The organism is Photobacterium lipolyticum (assembly GCF_003026475.1).
GTDB lineage: Bacteria > Pseudomonadota > Gammaproteobacteria > Enterobacterales > Vibrionaceae > Photobacterium > Photobacterium lipolyticum.
The window spans coordinates 101,046-121,489 of sequence record NZ_PYMC01000011.1 but is presented as its reverse complement, the minus strand read 5'-3'; the positions used below and the strand labels follow the sequence as shown (position 1 = coordinate 121,489).

Here is a 20,444-nt window from a genome sequence, read left to right as displayed (position 1 = left end):
AATTCACCCGGCAATGTCGTCGAATCGAAATGGAGATCATATCGATGAGCTCGGCAATAAATACAGATTCCAATTACAGTCCGATGGAAATGATGAAACAGGCTGAAAAATATGCCGTGAGTAAAGCATCAAAGTCGACGAGTAAAACAATCGCATTAGCGATCACTGCCGGTGTTTTCATTGGACTCGCCTTTGTTTTTTACCTCACGGTGACGACAGGTAATGGCGAAATAAACTGGGGGATCAACCGCTTATTTGGTGGATTAGCCTTTAGCATGGGCCTGATTTTAGTCGTCATCTGTGGCGGTGAGCTGTTTACCAGTACGGTGCTGTCTTCTATCGCCAGAGCCAATAAACATATCACCACCGGACACATGCTAAAAACGTGGGCAAAAGTGTATTTCGGCAACTTCCTGGGCGCGATGCTGCTATTGCTTCTGGTCTCAATGGCCAGCCTGTACCAGCTCGACGGCGGCCAGTGGGGGTTAAATGCGCTAAACGTTGCCCAGCACAAACTGCACCACCAGCCTTTGGAAGCTTTCTCATTGGGTGTTTTATGTAACCTATTGGTCTGTCTTGCCATTTGGATGACGTTTTGCTCAAGCAACATGATGACAAAAATGGCCATTATGGTTTTACCGGTCGCCATGTTTGTCAGCACCGGTTTTGAGCACAGCGTCGCCAACATGTTTATGGTGCCGCTGGGCATCACTATCCAGAACATCGCCCCAGACTCATTCTGGCTAAACCTCGGTGTATCACCGGAACAATATGCTGATCTCAATATCCACAACTTTATCTTTGCCAACCTTATCCCCGTTACGCTGGGCAATATCGTCGGCGGCGGGGTTCTCGTCGGGCTTAGCTACTGGGCTATTTTCAGCTCGCCGAAAGAACACCAGGCAACAGCTACCATCATCACACCCGATTTCTCAAATTCTGCCGTTTTAAATAAGGACACTACTATGCTTCAGGACAACCTGCTTGTTAACGACCACATGCACCCTGCAACGACGACCCTTCAGCCAGGCATGCCTGTTGCAGAAGCACTTGATATCTTGATTAACAAAGAGCTTTCAGGTGCGCCGGTACTATCAAGCGACCAGCGTCTAGTCGGTTTCTTCTCTGTCCATGACACCTTGGTTGACCTTTGGTGTAGTGACTATGTGCCAAATGCTGAAAGCAAAGTGCAAGACTTAATGAAGCATGAAATCCAGACCGTTAGCCCGGATAACACGATTCTTGATATTGCTGAGTACATGAGTATCGACAAAAATATTCTGTACCCGGTCACAAGCGGCGGCATTGCAACCCGACTGACCACGCTTTCATTGAATGAACGCGCCCGTACTATGGTGGTAAACCGTCCGCACAGTTTTCCTGTTGTAAAAGATGAGGTACTCGTTGGTATGATCACCCGTAATGACATTATCAAAGCGCTTCGCCCGGTCTATGGCAAACAAGTCCCCGTTATAGCCTCAGATAATACATCCCAAGAGTGTGAAGTAGCCTGATAAACAAACCCGCCAGACGATTGTCCCTCTCGGGATAATCGTCTGGCTCTCCCCACATTACGAACCGATGAGCGAAATCACACCAGCCTAAAATTTCTCCGGCCGCAGCAGCCACAATTAACCCAGACCTCGACCGCCACAGAACGCCCCATGTAAAATACCAACATTTATCTCGCCATTACTCTATTTATCCATGATAAAATTATGGTATAAACACGACGCAAACGATTGCGCAGCCTGTTGATCCAATCTGATGCAGTATATCCGTTGTCACTATTCCCTGTTGTCATCGCTATGAGGAAATGAGCCCATATGAAAAGCGACATTCAAATTTGCCGCGACACCCTACTCACTCCTATCGACCAGATTGCCCAAGTTACAGGTATTAAACCTGAAGACCTGACACCACAAGGCTCCTTGAAAGCCAAGGTTAAACCTTCAATTCTTAAACGCCTGGCTGATAAACCTGAAGGGAAGTTGGTGCTAGTGACAGCCATCACCCCGACGCCTCTCGGTGAAGGTAAAACGGTCACCACCATTGGCTTATCGCAAGGGTTAGCCAAAGTGGGGAAAAAAGTCATTGCCTGTATTCGCCAGCCTTCGATGGGGCCGGTCTTTGGCGTGAAAGGCGGCGCGGCTGGTGGAGGCTATAGCCAGGTCGCCCCGATGGAAAAGCTAAACCTGCATTTAACTGGTGATATTCATGCTGTCACCGCCGCCCATAACCTTGCGGCGGCAGCAATTGATGCCCGCCTGTACCATGAAGAACGCCACGGTTATGAGCAATTTGCCCGGCGAACCGAGCTGACACCGCTGCGTATCGATATTAACCGTATAGTCTGGAAGCGAGTCATGGATCACAATGACCGTGCGCTGCGCAAGATCACCGTGGGACTTAATGAGCCGGGAAAAACCATTAATGGCTTGGAACGTGAAGACGGTTTTGATATTTCTGCTGCTTCAGAGTTAATGGCAATTCTGGCCTTATCCAGAGATCTTGCTGATATGCGTGCGCGAATCGGCCGCATCGTACTGGCTTATAATATTGATGGCCAGGCAATCACTGCCGACGATCTTCACGTTGCGGGTGCCATGGCCGTTACTCTGTGCGAAGCCATTGAGCCGACGCTCATGCAGACGCTGGAAGGTGTGCCGACCCTTATTCATGCCGGACCATTCGCCAATATTGCCCATGGAAACTCATCCATCATTGCCGATCGTATCGCGCTGAAATTAAGTGAATTCACCGTTACCGAAGGCGGTTTTGGCTCTGATATGGGGTTAGAGAAAGCCTGTAACATCAAAGCACAACAAGCCGAACGAGGCCCTGATTGTGCGGTCATGGTTGCAACACTGCGCGGATTAAAAGCCAACTCAGGACTGTATGATTTACGTCCGGGTCAGCCACTGCCCGAAGCTATTTTCGCCCCGGATGAAAAAGCACTCGTCGCGGGTTTTGAGAACCTGAAATGGCACATTCGTAACGCCGCCAAATACGGTTTACCGGTTGTGGTTGCCATTAACCGCTTCCCGCAAGATAGCGATGCCGAACTTGCACAGCTAAAAGCAATGGTTAATGCCCAGGACTTTGGCACTTATGTTGATGTGGCGATCAGCGAAGCTTTCGGTAAAGGCGGTGACGGGGCCATTGCACTGGCTCGAGCCGTGGTTACAGCCTGTGAAACACCGGCTGACTTTAAACCACTTTACAGCCTGTCACAGACTTTAGAAGAGAAACTAATGACGGTCGCCGAGGTGGGGTATGGTAGCCAAGGTATTGAATTGTCTGAACGGGCCAAACAACAACTGGCAGAACTGAAAGCTCAGGGCCATGATAATTTAGCGGTCTGTCTGGCAAAAACACCATTATCAATCACCCATGATCCCAGCGTGAAAGGCGCACCGAGAGGTTTTCTTCTGCCGGTCCGTGAACTAAAACTCTGTGCGGGAGCGGGATTTGTTTATGCGCTGTGCGGTAATGTCATGACCATGCCGGGCTTGCCCGAAAAGCCAGCTTATATGGCATTAGATCTGGATGACAATGGCAATATTGTAGGCTTAAGCTAACCGCCTTTAAGCAAGTAAATTCAAAGAACGCTTATTGTCATCCAAACACGAAAGGGCTACATTTAGTGGCTCTTTCTTATATACCCAAACCACCTCAAAATGCAGAGTTCAGCGAGAATTCATTGGCTTTTAGTCAAGGCAGCCATTTGAGTGAATAGTAGATCTATTTAGAGAATGGCTAACACAGAATAAAAGCCAATGAAACACGCCCTTTGGGAGCTCCTCTGGAAAATCACTTCTTCACAAAATGTGTTTGAAAGGGCTCGCCATTCCTACACACATTTCATTCGAATTGAGTTCCCAGAGGAAGCTCTGAATCTTGCATCTTGAGGTGGTTTGGGTATAGCTCCCCACTGTAAAACTATCATTGCACATCAATTGCCTTACCCCCTTTTCCTAAACTACGATTGTAGAAAGCAAGATCAACACAAACCCCCAAAAAATATAAGGTTAAATACATAAAAATCAACAATATATCGATTTATTGCTTAAGCTTTCATCACTCGGTTATATTTAGTACAAAAACGACGGCTACGCCTCGTCAGATCAAGCTTTTTTAAACTTAACCTGATAATCTCAACCGCAGAACATAACAATATTAAGGCCTTTTATTATGGAAATGACAAACGCTCAACGTCTTATTCTTTCTAACCAGTATTCTCTGATGTCTCAGATGAACCCTGAAAACGCAGAAAAATATCGCCGACTTCAAACCATTGTTGAGCGCGGTTATGGCCTGCAAATGCGCGAACTGAACAAAGACTTCGGCTGCCTTCCTGAAGAAACCTGCCGCAATGTTATTGACTTCATGGAGATGCATCACGCGCTGCAGGAATCTTATAAAATGCTCGATGAGGCTAACCAGCAACTGGTTGAGCCACGCCGCCTGCAATTTCTGGGCTTTGATGCCGCCACAGAATCACAACTGGTTCACTATGTGCGATTCTTAACTGACGAAGAAGGTCTGTATCCTCAGTTTGATAAATCTGAGCACCAGTTCAACAGTCAGGTGCCAATGTTAGAAAAATACCAACGTATGCTGCAAACTTGGCGCAACTGTCCCCGCCAATATCATTTATCCGCTACTGAGATTCAACAAATTTTGAATGCCTAGTGCTATTTATATTTAGCAGTATTTGCACTTAATATTCTTCTATATATTTAAAAACCGGAGTCCCTACTCCGGTTTTATTGCCCACAAACACCTACTAACAATGCAAATTAGCGCCTGACCTTAGCAGCTGGAAATTCTCGCTGAAACGAGCATCTTGAGGTTACTTGGGTATATACCCACACCAGCAAGGAGTCACTAATGACACATTTCGATCGTCCCATCTATAAAAATCACCAACATCTTAGAAGATTGAAAATAAGTGACATTATTTAGGTATAATCTCGCGAATTAACCTTGTATATAAAACCTACCAATAAAGGGATATAGTATTAACTATCATGATTCGATTGCTTCTGTTATTGCTAATTATTTCGCCAGGTTGCATTGCTGCACCAACGAATCATTTAATTATTCTGACAACGTTTACTGAATCAGCAATTACACCAATAACTCTGGAGTTTCAGAAGCAATACCCAGATGCAAAGATCAAAGTTCTTCACCGCCGGGGAGAATCAGGTGTTCGCTTGCTGGAAAAAAACGGTCATGATATTGATATTGTGATTTCATCATCGCAATTTACACTCCAACCTTTGATTGAACAAAATAAGCTAATTGAACTTACAGCTGACATCACTCATTCACAACTCATACAGCCATTTAGGCAAAGTCAGTCAGCGAACATTGTTATCTTCGGTTACTCAGGCTATGGCTTGATGTGGAACAAAGATTACCTAGCCAAGCATAATCTTGATATACCGGTCAATTGGGAAAATCTGACCCACCCCCAATATTTCCGGCATGTGATCATGAGCAGCCCATACCGCTCTGGTACCACGCATCTGATGGTTGAAAACATTCTGCAACGATATGGCTGGAAAGATGGCTGGAAACTTCTATTACAAATTGGTGGTAACTTAGCTTCAATTTCTGCCCGTAGTTTTGGGGTGAGCGATGCCATTTCTCGTGGTCTGGCAGGTATTGGTCCCGTTATTGACAGCTTCGCCTACGAAAGCCAGAGACAATTCCCTTTTATAGGATTCAATTACCAGAATCACAGTCCGCAGATCCCGAGTTATATCGCAGCCGTCAACAATACCCATCAATCCAAGCATAGCCTGGCATTGATTAAATATTTACTCTCTGATGAGGTGCAGGCAAAACTGCCGACGAGTTCGCTGCACAAATATGGCTTAAAGCAGAAAACAGTACCATCTTATACACGCCAACCGCTGAATATGCCCCTTATGCGTCACCGGAAAGCACTTGTAAAACAACTATTTGAACAAACTATCAGTCACCAGTTAGTATTATTAAACCAGGCTTGGCAGCTTATCCACAAGCTCAACACGGTGCAAAACCTGACAGACGAACACCGCCGCCAATTCAATTTAGCGATCCGTCTGGCTTCGACCCCACCGGTCACTGAAACTCAGGCCAATAGCGATATGTATCATGAACTGTCGCTATCCCGTACGGACGTGCAAACTGCAAGATGCATTAATGCCTGGCGCCGTATTATGGGTAGTCAACTTGAGCAATCGATCGCTCTCAGCCAGAAGATCATTGCCGAGCGCGAAGGGAGCAAATGATGCTTCGCAGGAAAACAATTGGATATCGCCTGATTGCCGCGATTGCCTTTATGGCTTTTCTCACCGTCAGCGTAAGCTTGATTGCGGTAGTCAACTGGGAAGCCATCGATAACCAGATTGAGGCGATCGTTGACAAAAATATGCCAACTCTCAAGGCAAGTTACCAGCTAGAAAGAAATACCTCTGGCCTGCAGGCCACCCTTTCTCTGTTGAGCCACAATACTGACCCCATCATGCATAACGATCTGAAGCAGAACATCAACATCAAGCTGCAACAGATCACCAATGCGATCACTGACACGGCCGGCCTAAAGTCATACCCATCGATAAAGACTGAACATGAAATCTTGCGGGAAGATATCGATGCTTATGCTAATTTAGTAAACCAGCGTAACACACACTTGTACTCGCTAACACAAACCGAAAACACCATCAGATGGCTCCATCAGGATTTGGTCGATGAACTGACCCCACTGCGCCAGGAGGTGGAATGGCAATTAACGCGAATGTTACCCAATGCCATTAACAGTGAAGCCATCGCAGGTGTCATGACCGAGTTTTCGCTGATCCAAGCGATCACCATTAATGAAAACAAACTTCACCAATTGGTTCAGGAGATCATTCAGCAACGCCAACAACGCGATCTCAGTAATGCGTTCTACTTTATTGGTTACAAAACCAATGAAGTCAGAGAAATGAGTCAAACACTGCACCACTACCCTTCTACGATTTCATATCGGCAATTATTGCAAGAATTTATTGCGTTAGTTGAACCTGACGGTGTGCTTGAAAAACTGCTCAAGCAAGATGTAGAACTGCATATGAAGATCAGCCAGCATGAAAAACGTATCCAGACCCGCCTTAAAGATCAGGAAGAACGGATCCAGACCATGGTGGAACAAGCCGATACCTCACTGCAGCAATTAGATAATGAAACCAGAAAATCCCTCATATATAGCAATGCTATGATGCTGGGCGTGGTGTCTCTGTCGATATTCTTATCCATTATACTGTCAATCCACTTGGTTGGCAGAGGGATTGTGAAACGCCTGAACCTACTAAGTAAGGACCTTGATTCAGTTACCAAGGGTAATTTGAATGCCAATATTCAGGTTACTGGCGATGATGAAATCGGTTTGCTCGGTGATAACCTCCGCGATTTCTGTCGCCAGATGCAGGAAATGCAGCAAAGTAATGCCCTGAACCTGATCAACAACACGCAAGCCAGCATCATCACCTGCAATTTAAACGGTGTTGTGGAATCCGTTAATCCCAGCGCCTTAAGGCTGTTTAGCTACGATACCGCTATGGCCGATATAACCGTTTGGGATTTATTTAATGAAAACATGCAGCAAAGGCTTAAGTACCTCTTTTCAGACGGTAGCCCGTTAGTGGAAAATGGTGCCTGCAACCTCACCCTTAAACAGAGCTACCAAGAGAACATACAGTACCTGAGACTCGATTTTCGTTTGTTTAAACAAGGTAATAGCGACAAGGTTATTATTACGATGACAGACATCACCGAACAGGAGAATGCTGCTCGCTGGTTAGAAAATATGGTGCGGGAAAAAACGCAGTCTCTGACCAACAGTAACCGACAGTTGAGGGCTGAAATAGAGGACCGTAAGCGAGTTGAAGATGACTTACGCGCAACGCAAGATGACCTCATTCAAGCGGCAAAAATGGCGGTGGTCGGCCAAGCCATGACATCGCTCGCACATGAATTAAACCAACCTCTTTCTGCTATCTCAACCCATGTTTTTGCTACTAAAATTGCGATCAAAAAACATAATCACGATCGGCTGGCATCCAGTCTGGACAAGATAGACAACCTTACCGCACGCATGGGCAACATTATTTCCAGCTTACGCAGTTTCTCTCGCAAACAATCAGCGAGCAACCCGCTTATACGTGTCAATATCCATGAGTCGATAAATCAAGCCATGCTGATAATTGAAAGCCGGGCGAAAGTTCAAAAGACAACCATTATCAATGAGGTTGATACAGCGCTATATGCTCTAGCCGATCAAGTGCAACTAGAGCAAGTCCTGGTCAACTTAATGGTGAATAGTTGCGATGCTGTCGCAGCAAGCGAACAGCGTGAAATCACTATAAGCACACTTGACGCTATCAGCTCTCCTCTGCGTATTACGGTCAGAGATACCGGGGATGGTTTTGCTGATGAGAGCATCAAGAAACTTTTTATTCCTTTTACCACAACGAAAGACGTCGGGCTTGGCCTGGGGTTAAGTATTTGTCGTTCAATTATGACCCGTTTAGGGGGCGAGATTTTCCTGGCTTCAAACCTTCAGGGTGGAGCCATGGTCGTTTTGGAGTTAATTAATTATGATAATGAATGATGATATTGAAGTACTGATCGTTGACGACGATCAGGATGTTGTCGACGCTTATCAACATTTACTTGAAGTCTCTGGCTATAAAGCACAAACCGCAACAGATCCGACTCAGGTATTGGGGATGCTAGATAAAAACTGGCCAGGAGTCGTCGTTACCGATATGTATATGCCTGGTCTGAACGGTATAGAGTTGCTGGATAAAATAAAAGGCCTTGATGAAGAGCTGCCCGTTATCATAATCACTGGCCACGGTGATATCCCGATGGCGGTCGATGCGGTAAAAAAAGGAGCGATCGACTTTTTACAGAAACCGCTACAGCCGGCAGATCTTCTGGCGTTATTAGAACGGTTCCTGCCTCAGCGTAAACAGGTCATTAATCAGCGTAAAACCCTGATCCACACGGCATCAAACGAATTAAATGGTGACAGTCCTTTAATCGTCAAAATTCGTGCGCAGGTGACAAAAATCGCACTCACAACCAAAGATGTGCTTATTGAAGGGGAAAGCGGCACCGGCCGTCATACTGTTGCCAAACTGCTGCATAAAAATAGCATTATTCATCAGGGACCTTATATAAACGTCAATGGTTCAGCGATTACTTGTACCCCGGATCTGCAACGGAGCATGATCTCAGCACGTAGTGGCAGTTTATGTCTCAACAATCCACAAGACATGCCAATTGAAGCACAGCAATGGTTATGTCGTTTTTTGCTGGAGCAAGAGCGCCAGTGTAAAAAGGAAGTGAGAGTATTAGCCATTGTGGAAGGTGAGCCGGAAAAGGTTGTTGAAAATGAACAGATGCTACCTGAACTGTTCTACTTCTTGAGCCAGGTGCGCTTTTCTTTGCCGCCCCTAAGGCAACGCAGCTGCGATATTACGCCGTTATTCAGACATTTCTTAAAACTGAGCTGCCAAAAACTCAATAAGGCTATTCCTGCTGTTGATAAGGCCTACATCAACACCCTTAATCGTCATGAATGGCCTGGAAATGTGCTGGAGCTGAAAAACGTCGCAGAGCTGTATGCCATTGGTATTGTCAAGCTGACCGGACAAGAGCGATCTAAGCCGCTAGATCAAATGAGCAGCCCGTTAGATGACTTGGTCGATGACTATGAGAAACAACTCATCGAAGATGCATTGTACCTCTTTACCGGGCGTATCAATGAAGTGTCTTCTTACCTGCAGATACCACGCAAGAAACTGTATTTAAGAATGAAAAAACATGGTTTAGATAAAGCCGAGTTTAAAGTCAGGCTATCGAATTAACAGCAAAAAAACGCTCGCCACTTTTTGCAAAGTAAGGCGAGCGAAATAAGCGAGAAATGGCGCTAATCAGAGCCAACAGTGATCACTTCGGTGGAGCTCGAAGTATCATCACTAAACAACACACCGATCTACCGGCAAAAAATCAGGTTAAGCGGCTACTGGTTCCGCCGCCTTCGTTAATTTAATGAATCGACAAATATCGGTATCCCCCACATTTTCGAGTGATTCAAATTGCGTTAAGATCAGCGAATCAATGTCATTTAACATCTCGGCATAATAGAGAACAGATTTCACCTCTTCTGCCAGGACTTGCCCCGTCTTACCGACATGTTCGAAATAAACCGGTGTAACACCCCGCAGTAATGCCAGTTGACGTAAAACACGAGGGTCATGAGACAGTGCCCATATCTGCTGCTTACCCTGCCAGCGAGACATTAAGCGTGGGGTGTCACCCTGTTCGGTAATAATTGCCACACCTGACTTTTGGGTTGAGTTTGATACCGACAGCATGGCAGCTAACGCCATGCTTTTTCGCGGCTCTGAGCATAGATTCAGTAAGTTTTGCCAATTATCACTGGCTTCGCTGATACGCTCTTCTGCGCCACTCGCGATGTCAGCCATATAAGCAACGGCTTCAACCGGATATTTACCCGCGGCAGATTCGGCCGATAACATTACGGCATCTGTACCATCAAGTACTGCATTGGCAACATCCAAGACCTCGGCTCGCGTTGGCATGGGATTCTCAATCATCGATTCCATCATTTGAGTCGCCGTGATCACCGGACGGCCATGATAACGCGCCCGCTCAATCAACCGCTTTTGTATCAGAGGTAAATTGACATCACCTATTTCGACGCCCAAATCCCCCCGTGCAACCATAATCACATCAGACGCTAAAATGACATCATCCATCGCTTTCACTGAGGCCACGACTTCAGCCCGTTCAACTTTCGCCACGATTGCAGCGTGACAGCCAGCCGCTTTAACCAACTGACGAGCTTCATGTAAATCAGCTGAATTACGAGGAAACGAAACGGCGATATAATCGGCATCAAGAGCGGCTGCAGTGATAATATCTTGCTTATCCTTATCGGTAAGCGCGGGTGCCGAAAGGCCACCACCGAGTAAATTGATCCCTTTTCGATTAGACAGCACCCCAGCATTTAATACTGTGGTGTGAACTTTCCCGCCGTCAATATCTGTAACTTTTAGACGAATGCGTCCATCATCCAGCAGTAAAACATCGCCTTGCTGCACGTCATTGACTAATTGGGGAAAATCCAAACCGACGGCGTTTTCTGTTCCTGCATCTGATGCCATGTCTGCATCAAGGGTAAATGCCTGACCTTTCTCAAGCATCACCTTGCCGTCACGAAAAACAGCAATCCGAATTTTAGGCCCTTGCAGATCAGCCAAAACCCCAACATGGCGCCCCAATCGTACAGCAATTGCCCGCACTAATTCTGCGCGGGCAATATGCTCTTCTGAGGAACCATGAGAGAAATTCAAACGAACAACATTAACACCCGCTAAAATCAATTTTTCAATCGTTTGCGGATCATTACTGGCGGGGCCTAACGTGGCAACAATTTTGGTTTTGCACATAGGTATTACCTTAGAGAATACGTAATTAGACAAGTAGCGGCATCACGCCGCTACTTAAAATCATTTATTTCGCAACAACTATTTCGCTAGAGCAGGCTCACCAGGTTCATCTTCCATGGTTACCTTCTTGGCATTCCAAACCGTTAAGGCTAAGAATAGCGATACAATTGATGCACCAATCCAGAAATACTGTGCAGCACCAAAGTCATACACCTTCATCGTTTCACCTGCCTCATTCACGACTTCAGTCACAGTGATAAGGTTTGATGAAATCAGCTCCTGCGCCGATGCCGCCATGTACGAGAACAAACCGATGAAGCCTTTTACCGCACCCACTGCGTTTTTAGGCATAAGGTCGCACGCCGTCAGACCTGCCAGGAAGACAACCAGACCACCAATCGCAAAGCCAATCAACGTCAAGGCTGCTGCATCCATCATTCGGCTTTGTGGGCCAAAGAATAGTAAGAACATACCTACCACGTTGGCCATTCCATATAACAGCGTTGGAATATGACGGTTTGCTTTAAAGATTTTGTCAGAAATAATTCCGGAGAGAACCGCACCAACAAGACCGGCAATCGGGTATGCTGACATTGCAAAACCGGCATCAATCAGGCTATAGCCTTTTACTTCCTGAAGATATAAAACCGCCCAAGAAGAGATTGCATATCGTGAGGTGTACATTGCCGCACATGCCAGAGCAATTAGCCACACCGTAGGTTGCTTCAAAATGAACAGTTGAGCACGGCGGGTTTCTTTCGGATCATTCGATTTTTTGAATTCAGCCTCTTCACCAAACGCTGTTGCCGCATCAGGCAGACCATAGGTCTGTGGACGGTCACGCAGAATAAAGAACATGCATAGCCCAGCAATCACCGCGGCAATACCTGCACCAATGAAGCCTGCACGCCAACCGAAGTAGCTCACCATGGTCGCCGTCAGGATCCAGGTAATACCTTCACCGATATTACGAGACCCCCCCCAAATCGAATAACGGCTACCTCGCTGTTTTGGAGAGAACCACTGGAAGAGAGAGACACATGAAGGCGCCGAGCCTACAGATTGGAACCAGCCGTTTAATCCCCATAAAAGAATAAAGAAAAATGCCGTGGTATTCATTCCCATCGCGATGGCAGTACAGCCAGACAATATGAGAGAAAATGACATAAACCGACCGATGTTGGCATAGTCGGACAAAAAGCCATTCGAGAACTTACCAATTGCATAAGTGAAAAAGAATGCCGAGCCCATGATACCCAGCTCTGCTTTGGTCACAATCTCTGCATCCAGCATCGGTTTTTTCACGACGCCTAAACTCATACGTACAACGTAGAAAATAGCATAGCCAAAAACTAAACCTAAAAATACAGACCATTGGTGGCGTTTAAAAACGGACTGAATTTTTTCCGGACTTCCTGCCATAACCGGTTTATCCGGTCTGGTTTTAAAAAAACTGAACATACTAATCTCCATGCATACTTTATTTTTTGTATCGTAAAATAATCAAGCTGTAGTGCTTTGAGACAGATAATAGGGTGTTCTAAATAACCAGCAAGCAGGCGGTTTTGGGAACAATCTTTCCCAAATTTAATTTCACATGAGACAACAAAAGGACATTTTAGCTGGAGAGGTATGGTTATATCGCAGATAATGGTTCACAGCGAACTTGAAAATGTTCCAAGAATGGAACACCGCCGTTGTTAAATAATATTCTCTTATTTCCGTAATTTTGATAGGGCGCACAAAACGCTAAAATCAGGGGTTATTTACAAGTTACCATCATGGCCAAAATGAACATTATTAAAACACTCATCACACTATTAATATTCTTGTTAGCTAAGGCGAATGCTTTTGCAGCTGAAAGTAAACCAATCGTGATACTTACAACTTTTTCCGAACATACTATTTCGCAACAGGTCGAACAATACCGGCAACTATTCCCAGATACTGAAGTTCGCATTATCTTCAGGCGCACCCGCACGGCCTTAAGATTATTAGCAAAAGATGATGCTCAGAATATTGATATCATCATCTCCTCATCACCGGTGCTATTTAATCACCTTTCAACCAACAAGCAGCTCTATGCCATTAACTCACCGCATCAGGTTCCGAATTGGCTTTCTCCACACATCATTGATATTTCAGGTGAAATCACTGCTTTTGGCTATTCTGGCTTTGGCCTGATGGCTAACCAGCAATATCTGAGCAGCCATCATCTGCCAACGCCAAAATCATGGGAAGACTTAACAAATGCAATGTACTTCCACCACATCACCATGAGTACCCCTTCTCGGTCAGGCACTACAAGCCTGATGGTTGAAAACATACTTCAGCATTATGGCTGGGAAGATGGCTGGCGGTTGCTTATGCAGATCGGGGGGAATATCGCCTTCATTTCCTCACGAAGCTTTGGGGTCAGCGAGGCTATTTCAAAAGGATTAATTGGCGCAGCACCGGTAATAGACAGTTATGCCATAAACAGCAAAAAAGTATTTAATTACATCGACTTTAATTATCTGCCTAACTCTATTCTGATGCCGGCTTATGTTGGTATCGCGAAGAAAAGTCACTCTATTGTAAATGCTAAAAATTTCGTTGATTTTCTACTTTCTGACTCCGGGCAGCGTGTACTGGAAAAATCATCTATGGCTAAACATTCTCTTAATCAGCCACAATTAGCAGAAAGAAAATCTTTTATCTTAAATAAACAGCTGTTACATCGCCGAGATGCACTCGTTTCTCTGCTCTTTGACCAAGCAATTACAGAACAACTACATCAACTTAATAGTACCTGGTCCTCCATCCATCAGCTAGAGGCCATAACAAATCTGCCTTCTGAGGTACATAACAAACTACTACTAGCAAAACAGTATGCAGCAAAGGTTCCCGTCACCGCAGAACAATCGAATTCCCCAGCCTACTTGGCACAATTTCATAGTGACGGTGCAAAACGCGGCAGAGATCCGATTGTTGCCGCTGAAATTCAGCGATGGAAAGAAGCCCTTAAGAAAAATTTGCAACAAGCAAATCATCTGCTCAATCAAATAGATCAAGAGTAAGTTACCGTGTTGTTCAAATTCAATACCATTGGTTCACGCCTTGTCGCCGCCTTTACTTGCATTCTACTGATGATTTGCTTAGTCAGCATTGTTGCCTTCACCACTTGGAAGACCTTGGATAGTAAGGTTGATCTGATGGTAGATGATAACATTCCAGCACTGAAAGCCAGCTATCAACTAGAACGCAGCAGCGCAGAACTACAGGCATACCTGAATGAAGTGTACACAACCAGCAACCAGCTAAGACTGAACCAACTCAAAGTAAGGCTCGAGGATGAAATGACTGAACTCAATCGAGCGACGATAACGTTAACGTCCCTGCCTCTGGTTAACAACTTGAGGCAAGAATATAGCCAGCTGGCTGATGATATTGAGCTCTACACCACACTGCAGGCAACTAAGATCGAACTGAACCAGCAACTGAATAAAACCTCTGAGACTATCTTATGGCTCCATCAGGATATCGTCGATGAACTGACACCGTTGAACCAGGAGTTAGAATGGCAAATTACCAATTCTCGAACAGCGAATTTAAATTCAACAACCCAAACCTCGCTCTATAGTGATTTTTCAGCGTTACAACAACTAACCGTTAACGAAAATGAATTAATTTCCCTGGTTCAAGAGGTGATCCGTCAGCATCAACAGCGTAACCTCAGCAGTGCTTTTCAATTTATTGGATACAAAACCAAGGAAATTAAATCACTGAGTGATGCTTTGCTACATAATGCAACCAGCATCACTCACCACCAGTTGCTACTTGAACTGATTGCCATTGTTCAACCAGACAGCAAGCTTCATCAGCTACTTCAGAGTATTGTCGCGATCAACCTCCAGACCGACAATCAAAAACAGACGATTAAAACCCGGCTAAACTTCCAGCAAGAGCAAATAAATAAACTGGTCAATAAGGCAAGTCGAGAGTTACAAGGTATTAAACTCGAGGCAAAAACAACCGTCAGGACGGGTAATCACGTTCTCTTTATTGTTCTGCTCTGCGCCTTATTCAGTAGTGCGTTTATCTGTACCTATTTTGTCCGCAAACGTATTGTTGGCCGGTTACATGATCTGAGCCTGGCACTGAGTGCCGTTGTAACGGGTGAAGTCGAACTGCCTGTTTCGGTAACAGGCCATGACGAAATTGGCAAACTAGGTAGCAACCTGCGTAATTTCTGCCTACAGCGACAGGAAATCGAAAAAACCAATGCCCTGAACCTGATCAACAACACCCAGGCAAGTATCATCACCTGCACGACAGACGGGATGATTGAATCAGTCAACTATCAGGCCAAAGAACTTTTCCCGTTGCTCACGTCACCACACGTCAAATCAGAAACAATTTGGGATTTATTCGAGCCACAAAAACACCAGCAGTTGAAATCAATATTCACTTCACACAGTACACTGCTCAGAGAAGGTGCTGACAGTTTAACCATGGCGATGAATGATGAATATCGTCAGACACGCTACTTCCGTCTGGATCTGAGGGTTTTTCAACAAAATAAGATACCTAAGGTGATTATTACCCTGACCGATATTACCGAACAAGAAAATATTGCCCGCTGGCTAGAACATAAAGTCGAAGAAAAAACACAGACATTATCAGCCACCAATGCAGCGCTGCACGATGAAATCGAAGAAAGAAAACGCGCTGAGGCCAATCTTGTCACGGCACAAGATGAACTGATCCAATCGGCCAAAATGGCTGTCGTTGGTCAGGCCATGACAACACTGGCACATGAATTAAATCAGCCGCTTTCTGCGCTGTCGACATACATTTTTACTGTACAGATGACTTACAACGAGACGCAATATCCCGATCTGAACGACACACTGGCGAAAATGAATGAGATCTGTGAACGCATGGATCACATTATTGCCAACCTGCGTAACTTTTCAAAAAAAACCACAACCTCTAAACTGAATAGTGTCGTTAATCTGTATCAAGCGACGCAGAATGCCATTGATATCGTCGCCTATCGGGCCAAACAACATAACATTCAGTTCAATAATCAGCTTACACCACGCAGTACCGGCCTTGGCGAACCGATTCAAATTGAACAGGTTCTTGTAAACTTACTGGTCAATAGCTGCGATGCCCTCGCACCTTTAGTCAATATACATGGCCACGTCGATATCATCGAGTTGGGCCGTTCAGAGCAACGCCTAACCATCGCCTGTTGTGATAACGGGCAAGGCTTTGACAAAGACATTATAAATACACTATTTACCCCGTTTACCACCACCAAGGAAGTAGGGTTAGGGCTTGGATTGAATATTTGCCGTTCAATTATGATCCGAATGAACGGTTCCATTCAACTGGCCTCGACACTAAACGGCGGTGCAATGATTGTTTTGGAGTTCCCTATAAATGATGCTCAGTAATGATATTCAAGTTGTACTTATCGATGATGATCAGCACGTGCTGAACTCATGCCAGCATTTATTGCAACTTGCGGGTTATAAAACACGTGCCTTCCAAGATCCGCATATGGCTCTAAAAGAGATCCATCCGAATTGGTCAGGCGTGATCCTGACTGATATCTATATGCCGACCATGAGTGGCATGGAATTGATTGACAAGGTAAAGGCGATCAGTCCACATCTTCCTATCATCACCATCACCGGACATGGTGATATTGCGATGGCTGTTGAAGCAATGCAAAAAGGGGCTGTCAATTACCTAGAAAAGCCTTTAAAACCAAAAAAATTGCTTAACTTACTGGAAAAAGTCATCGCAGAGCGGAAAAATCTTGTCGAGCAGTGGCAAATCATCGAAAACAGCCTCCCTGAACAACTTCTCGGTACCAGTACTGAAATTGAAGAGCTGCGCAACCACATTAAACTGTTAGCCTCCGCAGACAGAGATGCGCTGATCCAAGGCGAAAGCGGAACCGGACGATATACCACCGCAATCCTGTTACATGAACACAGCCCACGAAGTTCACAACCGTTGGTGGTTAAAAATGGCAATTCTATTCAATCTGTTAAAGCGCTGGAATGTACTTTAGAAGAAGCAGAAAAAGGTAGCTTGATATTACAAGAGCCAGGCTCCATGCCGGCAGAAGTGCAGCGCTTTCTCAGTCATTTTTTATTGAATCAAGAACGTTCGGGTAAACGTTCGGTTAAGCTGATCGCAATATTTGGCGAGTGTCCGGAAAGCGAATTAAAAGAACACCGCCTGCTGCCAGAGTTGTTCTACTTTTTAAGCCAAGTCCGGTTTGCTATCCCGCCATTGCGCCAGCGTAAAGAAGATGTCATTCCACTGTTTCGCCATTTTCTAAAAAAAAGCTGCGCCTTATTGGGCAAGCAACGGCCTAAAGTTGATAAAGCGTATTTAGACACACTTAAACGCCATCAATGGCCGGGTAATATTAGAGAGTTAAAAAGTGTTGCCGAACTCTATGCGATAGGGATGATAAAGCTCTCTAACGCCGATCGTACTCAGCCGATCGAACAAATGACCAGCCCATTAGATGATCTGGTTGAACAGTATGAAAAACAATTAATCGAGGATGCGCTCTATTTGTACGCCGGGCGCATCAACGATGTGTCAGAATATCTAAAGATTCAGCGCAAAAAACTCTATCTAAGGATGAGAAAATACGACTTAGACAAAAACAACTACAAAGTGAATTAAGATCCAGCGATTTACCCCATCTTCAAACCAATTAATATGCCTGATGCCATTCAGGCATATTAATTCCCCCTAAGGCTTAACCTCACCCCGGCTATATGTTATTTAACCTTTTTGGGCCCTTTTTGCCTCATAAATACATAAATCAAAGAGACAGTATTCGATAGCCTTCTCAGTACCTGCCAAATTAATTGTTACCATTCACCGTCATCTATCGCTGGCTACAAAAAAGATAAAATAACCAATCTTTTATCTTTCCATCCAGAGATAAAGCCACGTTTCAAATGAGTATAGAAAACACTCGATATGTTACGATCATGAGGAATGTCTTCTGATGAAATTCAGAGAGTTTACGCTTAACACAAAATTATCACTGTTACTTATCTTAATCGTGCTGACCGTAACGACAACATTGTCGCTGCAGGCTGCCAGCACCTTAAAAAAACACACCACAGATGAAGCCCACGCCATGATGGATAACATATCCCGTGTCGCAGCGCTAAATCTGAGCGTATGGATGGATGACCGTATCAATACGCTTAAAAACCTGTCTAAACCTCTTGATAAAGCAAGCCACTTAGATGCCCTTCAGCAAGCACAGCGCTCGTTAGCGCTTGATGATGCCTATTATGCTGATGCACAAGGCTATTATATTCGCTCGTTTCCATCACGAGTAAAGCAAGGCTATGATGCCAGAATCCGACCTTGGTATCAGCAGGCCATCACCACTGACCGTCTGGTCATTTCTAAACCTCTGATCGGTAAAAACTCCGGCATTATGAAATTTATTTTATCGATGCCCACCACGATTGACGGCGTTCCGGGTGTTGTTGGTGCCGCCATCACGACCGACTATTTAGTTGATGCCCTGCAGCAATTTAAGCTCAACGCAAGCAGCCATGTCTTCTTGATCCATCAAGACGGAACTATCATCGCCCATGATGATCCAAAGCTTGTTCTCTCTCCGGCATCAGAACTGGATAGCCAGCTCTTACCAGCAACCATTGTGCGAGCAGCCCAGCATGATGAGCTGTTAAACATCACGTTCAACGGTCAAAAACACCTGCTCTCACTGACCAAAGTTAACAACTCGGAATGGTATTTAGCTATCAGTCAGAACGATGAGCTGACGTTTACCGCGTATCGCTCATTACTAAAAGAACAAGCCGTTATCGCTTCAGGCCTGACCCTTGTGGCTGTTCTTATGGTGACACTGCTAATCAAGATAATGCTGAAGGGGCTGGTACAACTCACGAACGCACTTAAAAATATCAGCCACGGTGATGGCGACTTAACGGTACGTTTACCGGTAGAAAGCAGTGATGAGGTTGGCCAGTTAGCCGATGCATTTAATCACTTTGTCAGCAAACTACAAACAATGATGAGTGATACCAATACAATTTCAGTTAGCCTGTCTGAACAAGCTGCCAATACCTCGGCCTTAAGCGAGGCACAAAATCAAAAAGTCCATGAGCAATATCAGCAAATTAGTTGCGTTGCAACAGCCGTCAATCAAATGGCCGCCGCTACCCAGAGCATTGCCAGTAATGCTGAGGCCACGGCCCGTCAAACTCATCAAGCGAGTGAAATATCGGATGCGGGTTACCGGCAAGTATTAAAGAGCCAATCAGCGATCACCCACTTAGCCGATGAGATCGAAAATACGGGTACCACAATCAACCAATTAAATTCCCAAGCTCAGAACATTTCAGCCATTTTATCGACTATCAGAAGCATTGCCGAGCAAACTAACCTACTGGCATTGAATGCGGCCATTGAAGCGGCACGCGCCGGGGAGCAAGGTCGTGGATTTGCCGTTGTAGCCGACGAAGTTCGGGTGCTAAGCCAGCGGACCCACTCTTCAACCCAAGAAATCCAATCCATGATTGAAGATCTGCAATCCACCACTAGCCTTGCCGTGAAATATATGGCGGACAGTCAGGGCATAGCTAAAATCAGTGTTATTGAATCAGAAACCGCTTGCAACAGCCTGCTACAAATCACCAATACCGTTTCCAGTATTACCGATATAGCAACTCAAACCGCCAGCGCCGCAGAAGAACAAAGCCTGGTTACTGAAGAAATAACGCGCAATACCGAAGCATTAGAGCGAGTTGCGAACCAAATTGCTCAAGATACCGAATCAGGCCACCAGCAGGCAGAGGCTCTGCGCCACCTCGCCGAAGAGCTTAACCTCGAAGTGAATCAATACAAGATTTAACGGGAACTCAC

Annotated in this window: 12 protein-coding genes; 10 read left to right on the top strand and 2 right to left on the bottom strand. The window is 45.2% G+C overall.

Going from position 1 to position 20,444, the window contains the following annotated elements; genetic code table 11:
• Positions 1–44 precede the first annotated feature (44 nt).
• The 6 genes from focA (at position 45) to C9I89_RS15555 (ending at position 9,908) form a co-directional block, all read left to right on the top strand.
• Positions 45–1,514, top strand: coding sequence for a formate transporter FocA (gene focA, locus C9I89_RS15580; RefSeq protein ID WP_107284241.1), 1,470 nt, complete (start codon positions 45–47; stop codon positions 1,512–1,514).
• Between the two features lie 312 nt (positions 1,515–1,826).
• A complete protein-coding gene (locus C9I89_RS15575; RefSeq protein WP_107284240.1) occupies positions 1,827–3,581 on the top strand; it encodes a formate--tetrahydrofolate ligase in 1,755 nt (584 codons plus the stop codon).
• A gap of 613 nt (positions 3,582–4,194) precedes the next feature.
• Positions 4,195–4,695, top strand: a complete 501-nt coding sequence (locus C9I89_RS15570) for a YfbU family protein (RefSeq protein WP_107284239.1) — start codon at positions 4,195–4,197, stop codon at positions 4,693–4,695.
• A gap of 338 nt (positions 4,696–5,033) precedes the next feature.
• Positions 5,034–6,284 carry an ABC transporter substrate-binding protein gene (locus tag C9I89_RS15565; protein ID WP_107284238.1) on the top strand — a complete coding sequence of 417 codons (1,251 nt, stop codon included), beginning with the start codon at positions 5,034–5,036 and terminating at the stop codon, positions 6,282–6,284.
• Positions 6,284–8,644, top strand: a complete 2,361-nt coding sequence (locus tag C9I89_RS15560; protein WP_107284237.1) for an ATP-binding protein — start codon at positions 6,284–6,286, stop codon at positions 8,642–8,644. The genes C9I89_RS15565 and C9I89_RS15560 overlap by 1 nt, the downstream gene beginning before the upstream one ends.
• A complete protein-coding gene (locus tag C9I89_RS15555) occupies positions 8,631–9,908 on the top strand; it encodes a sigma-54-dependent transcriptional regulator (protein WP_107284236.1) in 1,278 nt (425 codons plus the stop codon). Before C9I89_RS15560 ends, C9I89_RS15555 begins: the two co-directional genes overlap by 14 nt.
• A 147-nt stretch (positions 9,909–10,055) precedes the next feature.
• Here the strand turns inward: C9I89_RS15555 and pyk are convergent, their stop codons facing one another.
• Together pyk and C9I89_RS15545 are read right to left on the bottom strand one after the other, a co-directional pair.
• Complete coding sequence (gene pyk, locus C9I89_RS15550; protein ID WP_107284235.1) at positions 10,056–11,516, bottom strand: pyruvate kinase; 1,461 nt, start codon at positions 11,514–11,516, stop codon at positions 10,056–10,058.
• A 78-nt stretch (positions 11,517–11,594) separates the two neighbouring features.
• Positions 11,595–12,977: an MFS transporter gene (locus C9I89_RS15545; RefSeq protein WP_107284234.1), complete on the bottom strand. Its 1,383-nt coding sequence runs from the start codon at positions 12,975–12,977 to the stop codon at positions 11,595–11,597.
• Between the two features lie 320 nt (positions 12,978–13,297).
• On the opposite strand from C9I89_RS15545, the gene C9I89_RS15540 reads away from it, so the two are divergent.
• The 4 genes from C9I89_RS15540 (at position 13,298) to C9I89_RS15525 (ending at position 20,433) form a co-directional block, all read left to right on the top strand.
• A complete protein-coding gene (locus tag C9I89_RS15540; protein WP_107284233.1) occupies positions 13,298–14,575 on the top strand; it encodes an ABC transporter substrate-binding protein in 1,278 nt (425 codons plus the stop codon).
• A gap of 6 nt (positions 14,576–14,581) precedes the next feature.
• Positions 14,582–16,960 (top strand): ATP-binding protein, encoded by a 2,379-nt coding sequence (locus tag C9I89_RS15535; protein ID WP_107284232.1) that lies wholly within the window; start codon positions 14,582–14,584, stop codon positions 16,958–16,960.
• Complete coding sequence (locus C9I89_RS15530) at positions 16,947–18,215, top strand: sigma-54-dependent transcriptional regulator (protein WP_170107713.1); 1,269 nt, start codon at positions 16,947–16,949, stop codon at positions 18,213–18,215. The genes C9I89_RS15535 and C9I89_RS15530 overlap by 14 nt, the downstream gene beginning before the upstream one ends.
• Before the next feature lie 331 nt (positions 18,216–18,546).
• Positions 18,547–20,433: a methyl-accepting chemotaxis protein gene (locus tag C9I89_RS15525; RefSeq protein ID WP_107284231.1), complete on the top strand. Its 1,887-nt coding sequence runs from the start codon at positions 18,547–18,549 to the stop codon at positions 20,431–20,433.
• The last annotated feature ends 11 nt before the right edge of the window (positions 20,434–20,444 follow it).

Coding starts and splice junctions, on each gene's coding strand:
- C9I89_RS15560 (WP_107284237.1), top strand. CDS start 6,284: ATGCTTCGCAGGAAAACAATTGGATATCGCCTGATTGCCGCGATTGCC.
- C9I89_RS15545 (WP_107284234.1), bottom strand. CDS start 12,977: ATGTTCAGTTTTTTTAAAACCAGACCGGATAAACCGGTTATGGCAGGA.
- C9I89_RS15575 (WP_107284240.1), top strand. CDS start 1,827: ATGAAAAGCGACATTCAAATTTGCCGCGACACCCTACTCACTCCTATC.
- focA (WP_107284241.1), top strand. CDS start 45: ATGAGCTCGGCAATAAATACAGATTCCAATTACAGTCCGATGGAAATG.
- C9I89_RS15530 (WP_170107713.1), top strand. CDS start 16,947: ATGATGCTCAGTAATGATATTCAAGTTGTACTTATCGATGATGATCAG.
- C9I89_RS15565 (WP_107284238.1), top strand. CDS start 5,034: ATGATTCGATTGCTTCTGTTATTGCTAATTATTTCGCCAGGTTGCATT.
- C9I89_RS15555 (WP_107284236.1), top strand. CDS start 8,631: ATGATAATGAATGATGATATTGAAGTACTGATCGTTGACGACGATCAG.
- pyk (WP_107284235.1), bottom strand. CDS start 11,516: ATGTGCAAAACCAAAATTGTTGCCACGTTAGGCCCCGCCAGTAATGAT.
- C9I89_RS15570 (WP_107284239.1), top strand. CDS start 4,195: ATGGAAATGACAAACGCTCAACGTCTTATTCTTTCTAACCAGTATTCT.
- C9I89_RS15525 (WP_107284231.1), top strand. CDS start 18,547: ATGAAATTCAGAGAGTTTACGCTTAACACAAAATTATCACTGTTACTT.
- C9I89_RS15540 (WP_107284233.1), top strand. CDS start 13,298: ATGGCCAAAATGAACATTATTAAAACACTCATCACACTATTAATATTC.